This is a genomic window from Lacinutrix sp. 5H-3-7-4 (genome assembly GCF_000211855.2).
GTDB lineage: Bacteria > Bacteroidota > Bacteroidia > Flavobacteriales > Flavobacteriaceae > Lacinutrix.
The window spans coordinates 340287-359483 of sequence record NC_015638.1; the positions used below are offsets into that span (position 1 = coordinate 340287).

Consider the following 19197-nt stretch of genomic DNA (forward strand, 5'->3'; position numbering starts at 1 on the left):
AGTTCCTTATACTTTACCTTGCTCAAAAACGGTTGCATCTTGCGTAAAGAGTTGAAAAGTGCCTTCGGTTGTTAAGTTTTGAATGGCATTTTTATAAGATTTCATAATTTTCAACACTTCCTCTTTTTCATTTATGGTGTCAACAACGACCTCTTTTTGAGTTTCGATAGTTGTATCTTGTTGTTTACTTTCTTTACAACTCACAATTAAAATCGTGAATAATAAGACAAATATGGGTGGTTTCATAATCGAATATTTTGATGTTTGACTTTTAATTATTTAAATTTTCTTTTAAATCTGACATATACTCTATGAGTAATTTCTTTTCGCTTTCAGACAATTTTGCATCTCTGTGTATTAACGTGTAAGAATCTAAAGGCATTTTATTGCCTTCTATTTGTTTTATAATTGAACGCAACTTGCTTGTTTTTCTTCGAATTGTTAATGAACCCCATTCACTAAAATTTAATTCTTTTTTGCCATCTTTAATATGTTCTTCTAAAAACCAAGCAACTGGTTGTATTTTATTATACCAAGGATATTTAGTGTTGTTACTATGGCAATCATAACAAGATACTTGCAACTTATTTTTTATATTATTTGGCACATTATTTACCAACATAAAATCGGTTACTGGTACAATATCAGTTTGGTTACTTTCTGTGGGAATAAATTGTATTCCCACAAAAGCGACCAATAAAATCAGCAATATGATTTTAACAGTTTTCATTTAGTTAATTTCTCTTTGTACTTTTCCGCACTTCAGCATTTTACTACCATAATAAGGGTTACGTACTTCTTTATTCATACTTAACCAAGCACTTCCTTTTTCATACATTGGGCAATATTGCTCATATAATTTATTAGAAGCACCTGTTATCGCAACCATATCTATAATATCTTTACTTAAAACCTTAAAGTGTTCTCTTTGGTGTGCTATTGGGCTTTTGGATATATGCTCTGCGTGTTCTTTGGCATCCAAAATAATATCCTTTAATTCTAATTTTTGAGCATCCGTATATTTAGAAACATCTAAATTTTCTAAACTTTTTTCTAATGAAGCACCTATTTTTTTTGCCTTTGCTTCATCATCTACAACTAAAGCATCTTTTAGATTAAAATAATCTTTAAGTATAATTTCGGCATTCCCGTCTTGATTGCTATTCATTGCCATTTCTTTTTTATCACTATCGTGATGACCATCGCTATTGTCGTGATTCATTTCTGTATTATGACCTTCATCGTTGTTATGTTCTTTTTTTGCGTCTTTACAAGACATTGCTGTTAGGCTTATAAAAGCCATTACCATAATTGTTGTTACTAATTTTACTTTTTTCATTTTGACTTACTTTTAAGATTAATATTTGTTTATATAAAATTGTTATGTATTATTAGAATCGAACTAATAGTCCGCCTCCCCAGCCATATTTATTATTGTAATTCCCTTGAATTGAAAAATTTCGAGATAAGATGTACGATGCTCCAATTAACCATTGAGTTTCACCTTCATAAGAATTGTTGTTTTCTAAATCATTGACCCATCCAAAATCTGCTCTGTACTCGTATTCTCCTTCGAGAAAAATTCTAGGAAAAATCAATAGTTCTCTGTCCAAACGTATTCTTGGGCGCAATTGATGGTCCATACTCACATCGACATTAAATCTGTAAGGCGTGAAATATTTAACTCCAACCAATCCCACAGTATTGAATGTATCATAAGAATCTGGTGTTGAAGTTTCAGTATTTACGCCTGCATACACGCGCACCCAATCATTGAGGTAGCGATTATAATTTACTTCTATTTCGGCATTTTGGTTATAATCAAACTCGGCACGTAGTCCAAATTCGTTGCGGATGTTGCTCGACATCAATAAAAGTTCATTAAAGTTTGAACCTACACGTGCAGCTCCCCACGAATAGTAATGGTCTGTCTCGTCAATTAGGTTTTGTACTGGATAAGGTTTCATCCTTTCATCTCGTGGTGTATCATAGCTAAATACTCTTGCCATACCACCCATCATATGATATAACACGTGACAATGAAAGAACCAATCACCATATTCTTCGTTATAAAATTCGATGACCACTTTTTGCATAGGTGGTACATTGACGGTATGTTTTAATGGGGAACGTTCGCCATTTTCATTGATGACCCTAAAGTAATGTCCGTGTAAGTGCATTGGATGATGCATCATTGTTAGGTTATTCAAAGTAATTCTAGTAACCTCTCCACCTTTAATTTTAATTTTGTCTGTTTCCGAAAGTGGTATGCCATTCAAACTCCAAACATAACGTTGCATATTACCTGTTAGATTAAGTAAAAGGTCGGTTACAGGTATGTCTGCCTTATAAGTCGTGTTTTCTTTTGCCTTTAAAAAATCATAATTGAAATAGGTTTTACGTGTGTCATAATTAAATGAAGTGGTGTCCTTTTGCATCATCTTATGATTCATTGGCATCACATCCTTTTTCATTTCCATATTCATTTCATTCTCCATCTGTCCATCTTTCATATCCATATTCATCTTCATCCCATATTTCTGCATTAGGACTTCTGGTGTGTTACTGTTTTTATTTCCTACTAAAGCAGGTGCACCCATCTTCATATCCATTGTTGCCATTTGCTTCATCATAGCCACTTTATCTGGTCTGTCTATTACAGTGGCTGGATACAATTTTCCGCTACCCAAACGGATTGAGGTGTTGCCAGAACCATCTTGGGCTGTTGCTGTAATCTCTAATGTACCTTCTGGAATGGTTACAATCACATCATAGGTTTCGGCAATTGCAAAAAGAAATCGGTTTTTATATTTTGGTGTTACATCCACACCATCACTCGCTACAATCATCGGGTTACCACCACCAAAATCCACCCAATAATAAGATGAAGCAGATGCGTTGATAAAACGTAGTCGTACTTTTTCACCTGTTTTAAACTCTGGATATTCTGCAAGTTTTTTACCATTGGCTAAAAACGCAGGATAGTAGATGTCTGCAATATCAGCGCCTTCCATTCTATCGCGCCAAAATTTGAATTGTGCGCCTAATGCACCTTCTTTTATAACTCTGCTTAATGGTACTGCTGTTCCTTTTTTAACCTGATACCATTCGTTTCCTCGTTTAAGGTTTCGCAGTACATTCATTGGTTTTTCGTTGGTCCAGTCAGATAACACTATAACCAAATCTTTGTCGTAGTCCAACGTCTTTTCTTTAGGATGAATGACTATTGAGCCATAAACTCCTTTTTGCTCTTGCAACATCGTATGGGAATGATACCAATATGTGCCAGATTGGTTTATAGGTATTCTATATTGAAATGTAGTGTTTGGTTTTATAGGTGGCGTAGTTAAATAAGGTACACCATCATAAAAATTAGGAAGTATTAAACCGTGCCAATGTACAGAGGTTTCTTCATCCATTTTATTAGTTACGTTAATAATAGCGAGGTCACCTTCATTAAATTCTAATGTAGGACCTGGAATTCCACCATTAATTGTCATTCCTTTGGCGGTTACACCTGAAAGAGTTATTTCATTTTCTTCTATAGTAAGGTTATACTCTTGTATGTTTCGGCCTTCTTCTTTTCTATCTTCACCATTTGTACCAACTTGGGCAAATGCCATTGAAGTTAGAAACAAGAGAAATATTGTGTTAAATGTTTTCATTGTTTACTGAATTAAATAATTAATGATTGTACTTTGCACATAGTAGGTCTTCACAGATTCTATTTGGTTCATTTGAAACTTTAGCTGCAACTCTTGAATATCCAAAACATCATTAAAATCAATCGTTCCTGTTTCATAGCTTTTGATTAAAATGTCTTCTGCATCTTTGGCTTGCTGTAGGTTTTTGGTTTGGGTAGCATAACTAATTCTTGCAGAAATGCGTTCGTTATTCGCTTTGTCTAAAAGCGTTTCCAATGCATTTAAACGTTCCTGTTTTTGAGCAGTAATTTCCTGCTGTTGCAAATCATTTTGTTTGGTTTGGGATTTATATTTCTTATTGAAAATTGGGATAGATACCGAAACCATTGGCATTACAATATCCTTTCCGTTATCGCTGAAATCCATATTTGGTCTTTCAGCAACATTGATGTAATCTAATCCGAAACCAATCATTGGACTGCTTTCTTTTTGATTCAATAATTCTGATTGCTCTATGGATTGATAGAGTTTATCAAATTTTAGTAATTCAGGATGTAATACTAATTTTTCAAAAGTAATATCAAAGTCTTCTGAAGGTATCATTAAACTATCTACCACATTCACGGTAACATCATTATCTCTATTCAATAGATTATTGAAGTTAGTTTGTTCTGCTAAAAACTGTTGTTGCAATACATCTTTTAATTGTTGCATTTCGTTCTGACGCATTTGCAATCGCAACACATCTACTGCGGATGCTTTACCAACCTCTACAGAAGTTAATGCCAACGTTTCATAAGTTTCTAATAGTTTGATGTTTTCAGTTAAAACCTCTTGCTTTGCTTTGTTAGCGTATAAATTATAATAGGATTGTGATACCGAAGCCATTAGTTTTCGCTTTGCGATAACAATGTCCTCGTATTTAGCATCTGCCAATGAACTCACGTAATTTTCTCTCGAAGTAATAGTCCCAAACCACGGTAACATTTGTTTAGCAGATACTTTAAAGCGCTGTGCACCTGTTCGTGTTTCTGGCTCACTCACAAAATAACCAACACCAAATTCGGTATTAGGAATGGTGTTGACTTCATTTACTTTTTCTGAAACTCTTTTGTATTGTAACTCGAATTTTTGAATTTCTGGATTGTTTGTTAAGGCTTCATCGATAAGTATTTCTAATTGTTGAGCGTTCGCAAAAAGACTCAAGAAACAAGAGCCAAGAGCCAAGACGATTTTTATTTGTATTGATTTATATTTCATTTTGATGCTCTTTTAAGTTGAACTTCTGCTTTCCAGCTATACAATACTGGTACAACAAACAAAGTGATTAAGGCAATGAGCATTCCGCCGAAACTCGGTATTGCCATAGGAATCATAATATCACTACCTCGTCCTGTTGATGTGAGTACTGGCAAGAGTGCTAAAATGGTTGTTGCTGTAGTCATTAAACACGGTCTGATTCGTTTTTCACCTGCTTCTACAATAGAGGCTCTAATTTCCTTTTTAGTTTCTGGTGAATTTCTATCGAATGTCTGTGTTAAGTAGGTTGCCATTACTACGCCATCATCGGTTGCAATTCCGAATAGTGCAATAAACCCTACCCAGACTGCAACACTTAAATTAATTGGGTGTATTTGGAATAAATCACGTAGATTTTCGCCAAAGAAATTAAAGTTTAAAAACCATCCTTGACCATACAACCAAATCATAATAAAACCACCTGCAAATGCTACTGCAATACCTGTAAATACCATTAATGACGTACCTACAGAACGGAATTGGAAATACAGAATTAAGAAAATAATTGCTAATGCTAAAGGCACAACAACCGACAAGGTTTTTTCGGCTCGCAACTGATTTTCGTATGTTCCTGTAAATTGGTAGTTAATACCTTTTGGAACTACTAATTCGCCACTATCTATCTTTTGCTGAATTAGAGCTTGTGCGCTTTCAACTACATTGACTTCGGCAAAACCATCTAGTTTATCGAACAATACATAGCCAACTAAAAAGGTATCTTCACTTTTAATGACCTGTGGACCTTGTTCGTAACTTATAGTTGCCAATTCGCTTAAAGGCACAGGACTTCCTTTTTCAACTGGCACATAAATCTGTTGTAAGTCTGTTGGGTTTGCTCGTAATTCTCTTGGGTATCGTACTCGTACACCATATCGCTCTCGACCTTCTACCGTTTGGGTTAAGACCATACCACCAACTGCTACTTTTAATACATCTTGAACATCTTGTATCGAAATGCCATAACGTGCAATTTTCTCTCTATCAATATCAATTAACAAATAGGGTTTACCAACAATACGGTCTGCAAAAACAGCTTCTTTTTTAACACCTTCAGCTTCCTTGATGATGTTTTCTAATTGCACACCAAACGCTTCAATCTGCTTTAAGTCTTGACCTTTTACTTTAATTCCCATAGGTGCTCTCATTCCTGTTTGAAGCATTACCAATCGGGTTTCAATAGGTTGTAGCTTTGGTGCAGAGGTTACGCCTGGCAATTTGGTAACTTTTACAATTTCATTCCAAATATCATCTGGTGATTGTATTTCAGGTCTCCAATTACGGTAGAACTCGCCATCATCGTCTGGAATGAGTTGTTCTTTTGCTTTAAGAGATTGCCACGCTTCACGCTGTTCCGCTCGCAATGACATTCCGTTTTTTAACACATATTCACCATCATCATTGACTTTATAGCGTTGGCGTACTCCGTTTTCATTCAGCATATATTCTGGTTTATACTGAATGATATTTTCATACATCGACAAAGGTGCTGGGTCTAACGCTGATTCTGTTCTACCTGCTTTACCAACTACGGTTTCAATCTCTGGAATACTGGCTACTGCCATATCTAATTGCTGTAAAACACGTTTATTTTCTTCCACGCCAGAATGAGGCATCGAGGTTGGCATTAGTAGAAATGAGCCTTCATTTAAAGATGGCATAAACTCTTTGCCTGTATTTTTCATAATGAAAAAACCTGCAATTACAATAGCCGTTGGTACAGATAAAAACAATAACTTATTATCTAAACACCACCTTAAAATACGTGTGTAGTATTTTATAAATAATGAGAAAACACCTAATAAACCAAAGCAAATAACACTCACAAAAATGAGATTCCAAAAAATGCTTTTATCAACGCCTAATGGTCTCCAATATTCGGCTAAAAAGAATACAATAGCTGATGCTGAAATAATGATATTGATAAGATTCGCTTGTTTGTCTGTTATCTTACTTTGAAGATTGAGAAATGCTGTAATCCCAAACGCAATTAAAATTAATCCTAACCAATACCCATAGATAATTGCAGCGATACCTAATGCTATTAAAACAGCATTTAAAACATATTTAAAAGTATTTTTAATGCTTTTCTTTCGGAATAAAAATGCAGCAAACGGTGGAATTAAAAACAACGCTACTATTATAGAAGCTGTTAATGCAAAAGTCTTTGTGAAGGCTAATGGTCTAAACAGTTTTCCTTCCGCTCCAATCATTGTAAATACAGGAATGAAACTGATAATAGTTGTCATAACTGCGGTTACGATTGCACCAGACACTTCAGCTGTTGCGTTATAGACTACTGTGTTTATGGGTAACTTTTTATGAGATTCCTCGTCGCTCGTTCCTTGCTCTGTCGGAATGACATTTTCGTTTTCATCCAAATGCCTTATAATGTTTTCTGATAGTATGACACCTACGTCGACCATTGTACCAATAGCAATAGCAATACCTGATAATGCGACAATATTAGCATCGACACCAAAGAGTTTCATAGCTATAAACACCATTAAAACCGCAACAGGTAATAGTCCAGAAATTAGTACGGAAGCACGAAGATTAAACACCATAATAATTATTACTAAAATGGTAATCAATATTTCAAGAGTTAAGGCTTCGTTAAGTGTGCCTAAAGTTTCTTGTATCAATTCTGTTCTGTCATAAAAAGGCACTATGGTAACTTGTGATGTTCTTCCATCTGCCAAAACTTTTGAAGGTAAACCTGCACTTAATTCATTTATTTTGGCTTTTACATTGTTAATGACTTCCATTGGGTTTGCGCCATAACGAGCTACCACTACTGCACCAACAACCTCTGCACCTTCTTTATCCAATAAACCACGTCGAGTTGCAGGACCTAATGAGACTTTTCCAATATCCCTTATCTTAATTGAAGTATAATCTTCGGAAGTGACTACTGCATTTTCGATGTCTGAAATGGATTTTACATACCCCAAACCACGAACTAAATATTCGGCTTGGTTAATTTCCAAAGTCTGTGCACCAATATCCTTGTTGCTTTCTTTAACCGCTTTTACAACGTGATGTAATCCAATATTATATTGACGCATTAATTCTGGATTCACATCCACTTGGTATTCTTGTACGTAACCGCCAATAGAAGCTACTTCAGATACACCACTTGCAGAGGATAGCGCATATTTCACATAGTAATCTTGAATACTCCGTAATTCGTGTAAATCCCATCCACCAGTAACATTTCCCTTTTCATCGCGACCTTCTAAAGTGTACCAAAATATTTGTCCTAATCCTGTGGCATCTGGACCTAACGCTGGATTAACACCTTCGGGTAATAAACCACTTGGTAAGGAATTAAGTTTTTCGAGAATACGACTTCTGCTCCAGTAAAATTCTATATCCTCTTCAAAAATGATATAGATGCTTGAAAACCCAAACATAGAGGAACTACGAATGGTTTTCACTCCAGGAATACCCAATAATGATGTGGTTAATGGATAGGTTATTTGGTCTTCTATATCTTGTGGGGAACGACCATCCCATTTGGTAAAAACGATTTGTTGATTTTCACCTATATCGGGAATAGCATCTACTGCTACAGGGTTACTTGGCAAAAATCCTGTATCCCAATTAAAAGGTGCATTAACAGTTCCCCATCCTATAAAAAGAACAAGTAATAAAACTGCAACGAGTTTGTTTTCTATTAAAAATTTGATGCTTTTATTTAGCATTAGCTTTGATTATTAAACAGTTAGACATTGGTTTGATACCTAATAAACTTCAAAATAATCGATTGAATTAGTTTCTATTTCCTTTATATTTCAATATAAAATAGAACCGTAACTTTGGCTATGCTTATATTTTCTATTTCATCTAAAGAAAATATAATTCAAATTCACTATCAATCATTTTAAAATTCATTCGGTATTAAGAAAACACCGAATACAGCGAATTATCCTTACGACATAAAGCCATAGGATAAAACAGTCTATTGTTTAAAAATCAAATTAAATAAGTCTCGTCAATCTTGTAGAGTTGCCTTATGACGAGTGGCGGTTTGTATTCTTCGTAAGAAGAAACGTTATTTTCTAAACCTTCAAAAAGGTTAATGTAAGTGTAAACAAATGAAGCTATAAATACTTGTTGTTCAAATGTGATTTTGTCAACTTGCAATTGTAATTCATCTTGACCTTCAATTGTTAATTGTTCATCATCACAACAATTTTTCTTGGTAATAGAACATCCTTCAGTAGATGGTTTTTCCATTTCCATTCCGCAACCTTTGGCTTTATGAAAAATAGCAGTTTCTACTAACGTATCTCCGCAATAATGCATATTCACAGTAAATGACATTGTAGAGCATAACACTACAAAAGCCATTGCTAAAGACATTATTTTATGGAAAAATTGCTTCATTGTAATTGCGAAGTTACGAAATTTTAACAACTATTGATCTTGTTTAACAGAAGTTTAATTGACTAATCTGCTTAATCCCAACTCATTCGTTGTAATCGAACTGCATTTAAAATTGCTAATAATGCTACTCCTACATCTGCAAAAACAGCTTCCCACATTGTGGCTAAACCACCTGCTCCTAAAATCAAGACAATAACTTTAACACCAAATGCTAAAATGATATTCTGCCAAACAATTTTACGTGTAGAACGACTAATCCTAATAGCCCTCACTACTTTTGATGGTTGGTCTGTTTGAATAATGACATCTGCTGTTTCAATAGCTACATCACTACCTAAACCACCCATTGCAATACCAACGTTACTTGCTGCTAAAACTGGTGCATCGTTAATACCATCACCTATAAAAGCTACTTTATTTTCAGGATTTTTCTTTAAAATTTCAACTTCGTTTAACTTATCTTCTGGAAGTAAACCACCTTTTGCATTTTCGATGTTCAACTCTTTAGCGACTTGTTGCGTAATGGAATCTTTATCACCGGAAAGCATCATAATATTTTTAATGCCTACTTTGTGTAATGCTGTAATAGTTTCTTTTGCATCCTCTTTTAATTCATCTGCTATGACTACATAACCTGCAAATTGATTATCGATTGCAACTAATACTATCGATTCTACAATAGATTCCGTTTCCGTTGGAACATCAATATTATTGGCGGTCATTAAGGCTTTATTACCTACTAAAACTGTTTTACCATTAACAACGCCTTTTAAACCTTTACCTGCAATTTCAGAAACGTCTTGTGCTTCAAAATCTTCTCCTTCAGCTTTGTACTCTAAAATGGCTTTTGCAATTGGATGCGTGGATTGCTCTTCCATCGCCATTAAGTATTGCATAAATTCGGTTTCATTCCAACCGATTGCTTTTACTTCTTTGATTTTAAAAACACCTTTGGTTACGGTTCCTGTTTTGTCCATTACCAAAGTATTTATCTTGGTCATTGCATCTAAAAATGAAGCACCTTTAAATAATATTCCATTTTTTGAAGCTGCTCCCAATCCACCGAAATATCCTAATGGAATTGAAATCACTAACGCACAAGGACAAGATATTACCAAGAATATTAATGCTCTGTATAACCAATCTCTAAATATATAATCATCTACAAAAAAGTAAGGTATAAAAGTAACACCAATAGCCAAGAACACTACAATTGGTGTGTAGATACGAGCAAACTGTCTAATGAATAATTCTGTTTTAGACTTACGAGCTGTAGCATTTTGAACCAAGTCTAATATTCTCGCAATAGAACTGTCTTCAAACTTATTGGTTACCTCAACTTCAATAACACTTTCTAAATTGATACTACCTGCGTAAACCTTTGCTTCTTTCTGAATGGAATCTGGTTTGCTTTCGCCTGTTAATGCTGCGGTGTTTAGAGATGCTTTTTCGGATAATAAAACACCATCCAATGGAATTTTTTCACCTACTCGAATTTGAATTTTTTCTCCAATGTTTACATCTTTTGGCGAAACACTTTTATAATCTCCCTCACGAAATACATTGGCTTCTTTAGGTCTAACATCTAATAATGCTTTTATATTTCCTTTTGCACGATTTACAGCAGCACTTTGAAATAATTCGCCTACTGCATAAAATAGCATTACTGCAACACCTTCGGGATATTCACCAATAACAAATGCACCAATGGTTGCTATAGACATTAAAAAGAACTCTGTAAAAACATCACCTTTTTTAATACTATTCCAACCCTCTTTTACAACAGGAAGGCCTACAGGTAAATATGCAATACCATACCAAGCAATACGAATCCAATCCTTAAAGAAGGAAACATCAAAATAATCTAAACCTATACCAATGATAAGCATTGTAAAACTTATGATTGCAGGTACATAGGTTTTGAATGCACTACCATTACCGTGATTATGACCATCATCGTGAGAATGTTGTTCTTCTGAATTTGGTTTTAAATCTCTTAAATTGACTTTCTTTTTTTTCATTTAGTTTTGTTTTAGCAACAACTTTTGTTTTGTTGAATTGGTGGACAAGGAACTGTACCATAAGAACAATACACACAACAATCACCTTCGTTTGGTTTTAGAACCGTTTTACAATTCTCGCACTCGTAAAAGAATTGACAAGCGTTAGTAGGCATATCTTCCACTTTTTTATGTCCGCAGTTAGGGCAAGTGATTTCCGATTTTAATATGGTTTTCATTAATTTTCTTTTTTATTAGTTACTTTATAACCTGTAGAATTAATTGTTTTCTCAATCTCCAATTCATTGGTTTTAGTTTCGTCAAACTCAATGATTGCGTTACCATTTTCGTATGATGTTTTTGAGTTTACAATTCCGTTAAGTTTATTTACTTCGTGGTTTACGTGAGCTTCACAACTGGCACAGGTCATTCCGCTTATTTTATACTCTGTTGTTTTTATATTTGATTTATCAACTATTATGATTTGTTTTTCGGTTTTTGGATATAACATACTTGAGTAGTATGGAAATGCCAACATCACAATTGCAAATACTGTTACAATACCTAAAAAGGTTTTTGACTGCATAAATTTTGGTTTTTCATCCGTTTCACATTCACAATCGATTTCTTTTTCTGGTTTTAATTTTTGATACCAAGCAAACAGAAGAACTACTATTGTTAGCCCAATTAAGTAAGGTCTAAATGGTTCTATCCAAGAAAAAGTTGAAGCTACACCGCTTGTTCCTGCAATTAATGCCAAAACAGGTGTGATACAACACAATGAAGCTGTGATTGCTGTTAGGATACTTGTAACCGCTAATTTATTTTTCATTCTATATCTAATAATTTTTCAATGTCATTTGGAATAGGCATCCGTTTTAATGGTGGCACGTTTGCTCCACCTGTATTGCCAAGTGGTACGTAATTTATAAATGATTTCCAGCCACCCACAAGCAACCTAATTATTTGTCCTATTACCTCTTTAGTGTCTTTATGTCGAAATCCAAATTTTAGCATTAACCAATGTGAATAGGTATGTTCTATTGGATAAGATTGACCTATGATATGACTGCGTTCTAAATGATACCAAGCATCACCAAATCGCTTATTTTCTAAACAGAAACTGTATTGGTTTAATTCTTCATTATACGCCTGTTTCAGATGTTTAGGTATTATAGTATTAAACTTCATATCCTCTAATTTTGTATAAATGTACTGTAATTATAAGTGCAATGGTTGTGCAATAATTAACCACTACACTTATCGCAAATACCTTTGACAACCAAGTTTACATTCTCTGAAACAAAACCATCAGGTACTTTAATTTGTGGTATTTTATGTTCTGTTAGGCAAATGGTTTCATTGCAATTATTACAATGGAAATGCAGGTGTAAATCGGTTTCAATTTCACAATTACATCCTTTTTCACAGAGCGCATATTTTGTAATTCCCGTACCATCGTCTATTTGATGAACTATTCCTTTATCTTCAAAAGTTTTTACTGTTCTGTATAAAGTAGTTCTGTCTGCTTTTTCAAACGCATTTTCTATGTCACTTAAAGTAACAGCGACCTCTTTTTCTGCAAGAAACTTATATATAAGCAAACGCATTGCTGTAATACGAATTTGTTTTGACTCTAATAATTGTTCTACTTCTTTCATTTTACAGTTTCATTAAGATTAATATTTCTCGCTTTACTAAATGCTTCCCATCCTTCTTTTAGTGCATAAGGAACAATAAGAAGTGCTGCAATAGGGTCTGCCATCCACCAACCGAACTGATTTACCAAAAGCAAACCTATAAGTACAACAACGGTTTGGTATAGGCAAATAAATGTGTCCTTTGCATCTGCTAACATTGCTGGACTATCAAGTTTTTTACCGTATTTTCTTTTGAAATAAATAAGGATAGGGTTTACTACCAATGAAACCAATAAAATAATTAATCCCATAGTGCTCCAGGTCGCAGTTTCTTGATTTATAAGTTTTGTAACAGAATCATAAGTAATAAAAATACAGACTAATGTGAAAGATGCTGCAATGACGTAGAGTGTAATTTTCTTTCGTTTTTTTACTTTTTCTTTATCAATACCTTCAATCTCTCCGTGTAATCGCCAACCTAAAGTTGCTGCGCTTATCACTTCGATAGTGCTGTCCAATCCCCAACCTATCAAAGCTGAACTGTTTGAAGCAAATCCTGCAATAAGAGATACGACCACTTCAATAACATCATAAATGACATTCCATATTTGAAGTGTTCTTGCCTTTTTTAAATCTTGTTGTCTTGTTGCATCCATAATTAATGTTCGTGTTCTGCTTCTCCTTTTTTCATTTCTGCGTTAAGGTAATAAGCATTATTATAAGCAAATTGTGTGTTACTTTCTATATCTTCAATAAATTGAACCGATACCCAATCACCATCTTTAGTACCTAATACAACTTCTATGGGTTTAAAACTCCAGTCGTTATTTTCTTTTTCTACTGAAAACACATAATATCTTTCACCTTCTTTTATAACTGCACTTTCTGGTAATGCCTTTGTTTGGGTATTATCTACTTGAATTTTACCTTGAATATACATACCAGGAATTAAGTTACCTTTTTTGTTTTCTATTTCTGCGTGAACGTGGACTGCTTTTGGGTTGTCCTCAAAGGTTTTGCTTACGGAATAGATTTCTGCGATAAGCTCTGCATCTGGTATGGATTGTACCGTAAAGTTAACTTTCTGACCTTTCTGTACTTTATAAACATCTTTTTCAAAAACCATTAAATCGGCGTGAACGTGATGCGTATTTACAATTTCAAATAATTCGGTTTGTGGCTCTACATATTGACCTGTTTTTACTTCAACTTTTTGCACAAAGCCTTCTATTGGACTTCGCAATGCTATGCGCTGTGCAATTGTTCCATTGCGAACTGATGTAGTGTTAACGTTGAGTATTCTTAATTGCGCTTCTAAACCATTAACCATTGCTTTTGATGCTTGATATTCTGCTTCTGCTTTCTGGAAATTAGCACCAGAACCAACACCAGCATCGTATAATTTTTGTTGACGTTCATAATTTTTCTTTGCAAGCTCGCTATTGCTATAAGCGTTTAAATAATCCGTTTGCGCTTGTATGATATTTGGGTGCGATAGATAAGCCACAACTTGACCTTTATTAACCTTATCACCTTCAACCACTTCAATTGAAACGACATTTGCACCAACAACAGTAGTAATAGCTGCTTCGTTTTGTGGTGGTACTTCTAACGTTCCGTTTGCTTCTACATAGCCGCTCATATTACGTAATGCTAACGTATCTATTTTCATTTTCAATGCATCGAATTGCTGTTGTGAAAGCATTACTTCGTCTTCATCGTGATGCTCTTCGTTAACTTCTGTTTTTTCTTCCTCATCGTGGGAATGACTACCATTCTCGTTATGATTTTCTTTATTTCCGCAAGCTGAAACAAATATGGCTAACACGATTACGGTAAGGATTTTATATATTTTGTTTTTCATTATCTTATTTATTAAAATATTGTAATTGAAATGTGCTTTCTAAATAGTTTACTAATGCAGTCTGTGCTTCCAGTTCCGATTGAATTGCTTCTTTTATCAACTGCGTAAATGCAGTATAATCAATTTCGCCTTCTCTATATGCCAGTAATGCACCTGTTTTTTGCTCTTTTGTTAATGGTAAAACTTGGTCTTTGTAAAACTCCCAAGATGTTTTCCATTTCATATAATTTTCTTTAGCCTGAACAAACCTTGATTGTACTTCCTGTTTTTTGAACGCTACATTGGTTTCTGCTATTTCTTTATCAATTCTAGCACTTCTAACTTGTGCTTTGTTAGTACCTGATAAAAACGGAATTGAAATTCCTGCTTGATAGGTGTAAAATCCTGAATTGCCATTTACTTTCTGTATACCACCTTGAAGATTGAACTTTGGCAAATTATCTGCTTTTGCAGCTTTATATTTAGCTTCCGCTTCATCTACAATGTTCTGCGACATACTGTACAATGGATGACTTTCAATACTGAACGTTTCCATATCACTATCTATCGCTACCTCAAATTCATCTGAAACTGTAAAAATTTCTTCTGATACCAACCACAAATTGAATTGCTGTAAGGCAATAAGATAATTACTATAGGCTTGCGCTTTTTTATTCTGAATTTGAAACGCTTGATTTTTTGCTGCCGAATATTCTAATTTAGAAATAGCTTCGACTTCATAATTTAAAGCTACTGCTTGCTCGAATTTGGAATAAATGGAATCCAATTCCTTATACAAATCATAGTTTTGTTTCATTTGATAGCAATTAGACCAAGCTTTTTTAACTTCCAATTCTAATTCCAACTCGGAAAGTTGAAAGGCTTTTTGTGCCAATTGAATGCGTTGTTCTTGTAGCTTCTTTTTAGAACCAATGCCAAATACATCGATATTTGATTGACCAATACCAATGGTTGTATAGATGCCATTTCCATTATCAATTTCTTCTCCACCTGTAAAAATTTGAGTCGTTCCGAAATCATAGGCAGTCGATTTTAATTGTTCTTGTTTTGTAATTTCCAACTGCTTTTGCTTCAATAATGGATAATTACTTTTTGCGAGTTTAACAGCTTCCTGTAATGAAATTTCGGGAATTGTATCATTCAACTCTTGTGCATTACTTTGTGGTGAAAAGCCAAATAGTAATAATACAACTGCTGTTGCTGTTACTAACTTTTTATTTGGCTTAAACGTAAAATATTTGTTTTCTACCCAATGATATAAAATTGGTAAAACAAATAAGGTAAGCAAAGTTGAAGTTAATAATCCACCAATAACTACAGTTGCCAAAGGACGTTGTACTTCTGCACCAGCTGATGATGAAATAGCCATTGGTAGAAAGCCTAATACATCTGTAAAAGCAGTTAGCATAATAGGTCTGATTCTTCGTTTAGTACCTTCAACTATTCTATCTTTTAGATTGGTTACACCTTCTTCTTTTAATTCGTTGAGTCCGCTTATCATTACCAAACCATTTAAAACTGCAACACCAAACAGCACAATAAAACCAACACCTGCCGAAATACTAAATGGCATATCACGTACCCACAACGCCACAACACCACCAATAGTTGCCATTGGAATTGCTATGTAAATCATTAAGGTCTGTGGTAAAGATTTTAATGCAAAATATATTAGTATAAATATGAGTAACAATGCAATAGGCACAACGGTTTGTAATCGGATGCTAGCACGTTCTAAATTTTCAAATGCACCACCATAACGAATAAAATAACCTGATGGTAATTCTAATTGTGCATCTAATTTTGATTTAATTTCAGTTACTAACGATTTTACATCACGTCCTCTAACATTAACACCTACATAGGTTCTTCTGTTGGTATTGTCTCTACTTATTTGCATTGGTCCTGCTTTATAGCTTACATCTGCAATTTCACGTAAAGGAATTTGAGCACCCGAAGGTAAATTGATGTATAAATTTTGAACATCAGAAATATCCCTTCGGTTTTGAGAACTTAAACGCACCACTAAATCGAAACGTTTTTCTCCTTCAAAAATGACACCTGCTGTACCACCTGCAAATGCAGATTGTATGGTCTGATTGAGCGTATTTATTTGAAGTCCGTATTGTGCCAATTTATTCCTGTTGTAATTAATGGTCATTTGTGGTAAACCTGTTGTGGCTTCCGCTTTCATATCACCAATACCTTCAGTACCTGCGATAATTTTAGATATTTCTTCGGCTTTTTGAGATAGAATATCAATGTCTTCACCATAAAGTTTTATAGCAATATCTTCACGAACACCTTCTAATAACTCGTTAAAACGCATTTCAATAGGTTGTGTAAACTCATAATTAACACCAGGAACCATTTCAACTGCTTCTTTCATTGCTTCAATCAATTCATCTTTTGATTCTATAGTAGTCCATTCACTTTTAGGTTTCAGAATTACAAAAACATCGGCAATATCCATAGGCATCGGGTCGGTTGGAATTTCGGCAACACCAATACGACTCACAATTTTATCGACTTCTGGAAATTTTGCTTTTACTATTTGTTCTATTTTGGTAGTAGTTTCAATAGTTTCTGTAAGTGAACTACCTGGTTTTAAAATAGCGTGAAATGCAATATCACCTTCATCGAGTTGCGGAATGAACTCGCCACCCATTCTTGAAAACATAAAAACGGTTATTCCGAACAACACAACTGCAATACCAATTACCCATTTCCCTTTTCGCAAGGCTCTAACCAATAAGGGTTGGTATTTATCTTCAACCCAATGCACAAATCTATCTCCATAAGATTTTTTATCGTTTTTAGGTGCTCTTAATATTAAAGCTGACATCATTGGCACATAGGTTAAACAAAGTACCATTGCACCAATCATAGCAAAAATAAAGGTCAAAGCCATTGGTTTAAACATCTTTCCTTCAATACCTTGTAAGGCTAAAATGGGTAGAAAAACGATAAGGATAATCAACTGACCGAAGAAGGCTGCATTCATCATCTTTTTTGAAGCATTAGAAGCAACTTTATCTCTTTCTTTAGATGTAAGTTGTTTCTTTTTCAAAACTTGTGATGCTATAAGAAAAACAGTGCTTTCAACAATAATTACAGCACCATCTACAATGATTCCGAAATCAATTGCTCCTAAACTCATTAGGTTTACCCAAACATCAAAAACATTCATTAAAATAAAAGCAAATAATAAGGATAATGGAATAGTAGAGGCAACTATTAAACCTCCTCGCCAATTACCTAATAAAAAGACCAACACAAAAATGACGATTAATGCACCTTCAATAAGATTAGTTGTTACTGTAGAAGTTGTTTCGCCAATTAATTTACTTCGGTCTAATAATGGTTCAATAATTACGCCTTCTGGTAACGACTTTTCAATTTGAGTCATTCGCTCTTTTACATTGGCAATAACATCATTGGAATTAGCTCCTTTTAGCATCATTACTAATCCACCTACAACTTCACCTTCACCATCTTGGGTTAATGCACCGTAACGAATTGCAGAGCCAAATTGTACCGTAGCAATATCGCCAATAGTGACAGGTATATTATTAATATTCTTGACAGTGATTTTTTTAATGTCCTCTAAACTTCTCACCAAGCCTTCACCACGAATAAAATTGGCTTGATGGTTCTTTTCAATATATGCACCTCCTGTATTTTGATTATTGGCTTCAAGTGCATTAAACACATCTGTAATGGTAAGGCCAATAGCATTTAAATCGTTTGGGTCAACCGCTACTTCGTATTGTTTTATTTTTCCACCAATAGCGTTTACTTCTACCACACCAGGAACCATTGCCATTTGACGCTGTACAATCCAGTCTTGCATTGAGCGTAAATCTGCAATGTTGTATTTGTCTTTAAACTCTGGTGCAACTTTTAGTGTGTATTGGTAAATCTCTCCTAAACCTGTTGAAATAGGACCCATTGTAGGTTCGCCAAATCCAGCAGGTATTTGCTCTTTGACTTCGTTTAGTTTTTCGGCTACTAATTGGCGAGGTAGATATGTTCCCATATCATCATCAAATACAATAGTAACCACAGATAAGCCAAAACGAGAAATTGACCTTATTTCCTGAACATCGGGAAGATTGCTCATTGCCACTTCAATTGGATAAGTAACAATTTGCTCAATATCTTCAGTACCTAAATTGGGGGATTGTGTTATAACCTGTACTTGGTTATTGGTAATATCTGGAACAGCATCTATTGGCACTTTGGTCATACTCCAAATACCTGTTCCGATTATGGTAAGCGTAAGCAAACCAATAATGAATTTGTTATTGATTGAAAAATCAATGATTTTATTAATCATAGAAAATGTATTAATTCAGTTA

Annotated in this window: 15 protein-coding genes; all 15 read right to left on the reverse strand. The window is 34.4% G+C overall.

Annotation, left to right across the window (positions count from 1 at the left end; genetic code table 11):
- Positions 1–6: 6 nt before the first annotated feature.
- Complete coding sequence (locus LACAL_RS15520) at positions 7–246, reverse strand: hypothetical protein (RefSeq protein ID WP_237701000.1); 240 nt, start codon at positions 244–246, stop codon at positions 7–9.
- Positions 247–271: 25 nt separating this feature from the next.
- Positions 272–730, reverse strand: coding sequence for a heme-binding domain-containing protein (locus LACAL_RS01575; protein WP_013868941.1), 459 nt, complete (start codon positions 728–730; stop codon positions 272–274).
- Entirely contained in the window at positions 731–1339 is a 609-nt protein-coding gene (locus LACAL_RS01580; RefSeq protein WP_013868942.1) for a DUF3347 domain-containing protein, read from the reverse strand.
- Positions 1340–1391: 52 nt separating this feature from the next.
- Positions 1392–3665 carry a multicopper oxidase domain-containing protein gene (locus LACAL_RS01585; RefSeq protein WP_041301238.1) on the reverse strand — a complete coding sequence of 758 codons (2274 nt, stop codon included), beginning with the start codon at positions 3663–3665 and terminating at the stop codon, positions 1392–1394.
- A gap of 3 nt (positions 3666–3668) precedes the next feature.
- Complete coding sequence (locus LACAL_RS01590) at positions 3669–4904, reverse strand: TolC family protein (RefSeq protein WP_013868944.1); 1236 nt, start codon at positions 4902–4904, stop codon at positions 3669–3671.
- Positions 4901–8647: an efflux RND transporter permease subunit gene (locus tag LACAL_RS01595; RefSeq protein ID WP_013868945.1), complete on the reverse strand. Its 3747-nt coding sequence runs from the start codon at positions 8645–8647 to the stop codon at positions 4901–4903. The genes LACAL_RS01590 and LACAL_RS01595 overlap by 4 nt, the downstream gene beginning before the upstream one ends.
- A gap of 271 nt (positions 8648–8918) precedes the next feature.
- On the reverse strand, positions 8919–9332 hold the full coding sequence (locus tag LACAL_RS01600) for a hypothetical protein (RefSeq protein WP_121053060.1): 414 nt from the start codon (positions 9330–9332) through the stop codon (positions 8919–8921).
- A 71-nt stretch (positions 9333–9403) separates the two neighbouring features.
- Positions 9404–11353 carry a heavy metal translocating P-type ATPase gene (locus LACAL_RS01605; protein ID WP_013868947.1) on the reverse strand — a complete coding sequence of 650 codons (1950 nt, stop codon included), beginning with the start codon at positions 11351–11353 and terminating at the stop codon, positions 9404–9406.
- Positions 11354–11364: 11 nt separating this feature from the next.
- On the reverse strand, positions 11365–11571 hold the full coding sequence (locus LACAL_RS15150) for a GDCCVxC domain-containing (seleno)protein (RefSeq protein WP_013868948.1): 207 nt from the start codon (positions 11569–11571) through the stop codon (positions 11365–11367).
- Positions 11571–12164, reverse strand: a complete 594-nt coding sequence (gene merTP / locus LACAL_RS01610) for a mercuric transport protein MerTP (protein ID WP_013868949.1) — start codon at positions 12162–12164, stop codon at positions 11571–11573. Before merTP ends, LACAL_RS15150 begins: the two co-directional genes overlap by 1 nt.
- Positions 12161–12523 carry a DUF3703 domain-containing protein gene (locus LACAL_RS01615; RefSeq protein WP_013868950.1) on the reverse strand — a complete coding sequence of 121 codons (363 nt, stop codon included), beginning with the start codon at positions 12521–12523 and terminating at the stop codon, positions 12161–12163. The genes merTP and LACAL_RS01615 overlap by 4 nt, the downstream gene beginning before the upstream one ends.
- Positions 12524–12579: 56 nt before the next feature.
- On the reverse strand, positions 12580–12993 hold the full coding sequence (locus tag LACAL_RS01620) for a Fur family transcriptional regulator (RefSeq protein WP_013868951.1): 414 nt from the start codon (positions 12991–12993) through the stop codon (positions 12580–12582).
- A complete protein-coding gene (locus LACAL_RS01625) occupies positions 12990–13628 on the reverse strand; it encodes a cation diffusion facilitator family transporter (protein WP_013868952.1) in 639 nt (212 codons plus the stop codon). The genes LACAL_RS01620 and LACAL_RS01625 overlap by 4 nt, the downstream gene beginning before the upstream one ends.
- Before the next feature lie 2 nt (positions 13629–13630).
- Complete coding sequence (locus LACAL_RS01630) at positions 13631–14836, reverse strand: efflux RND transporter periplasmic adaptor subunit (RefSeq protein ID WP_013868953.1); 1206 nt, start codon at positions 14834–14836, stop codon at positions 13631–13633.
- A gap of 4 nt (positions 14837–14840) precedes the next feature.
- Entirely contained in the window at positions 14841–19175 is a 4335-nt protein-coding gene (locus tag LACAL_RS01635) for a CusA/CzcA family heavy metal efflux RND transporter (protein WP_013868954.1), read from the reverse strand.
- Positions 19176–19197 lie beyond the last annotated feature (22 nt).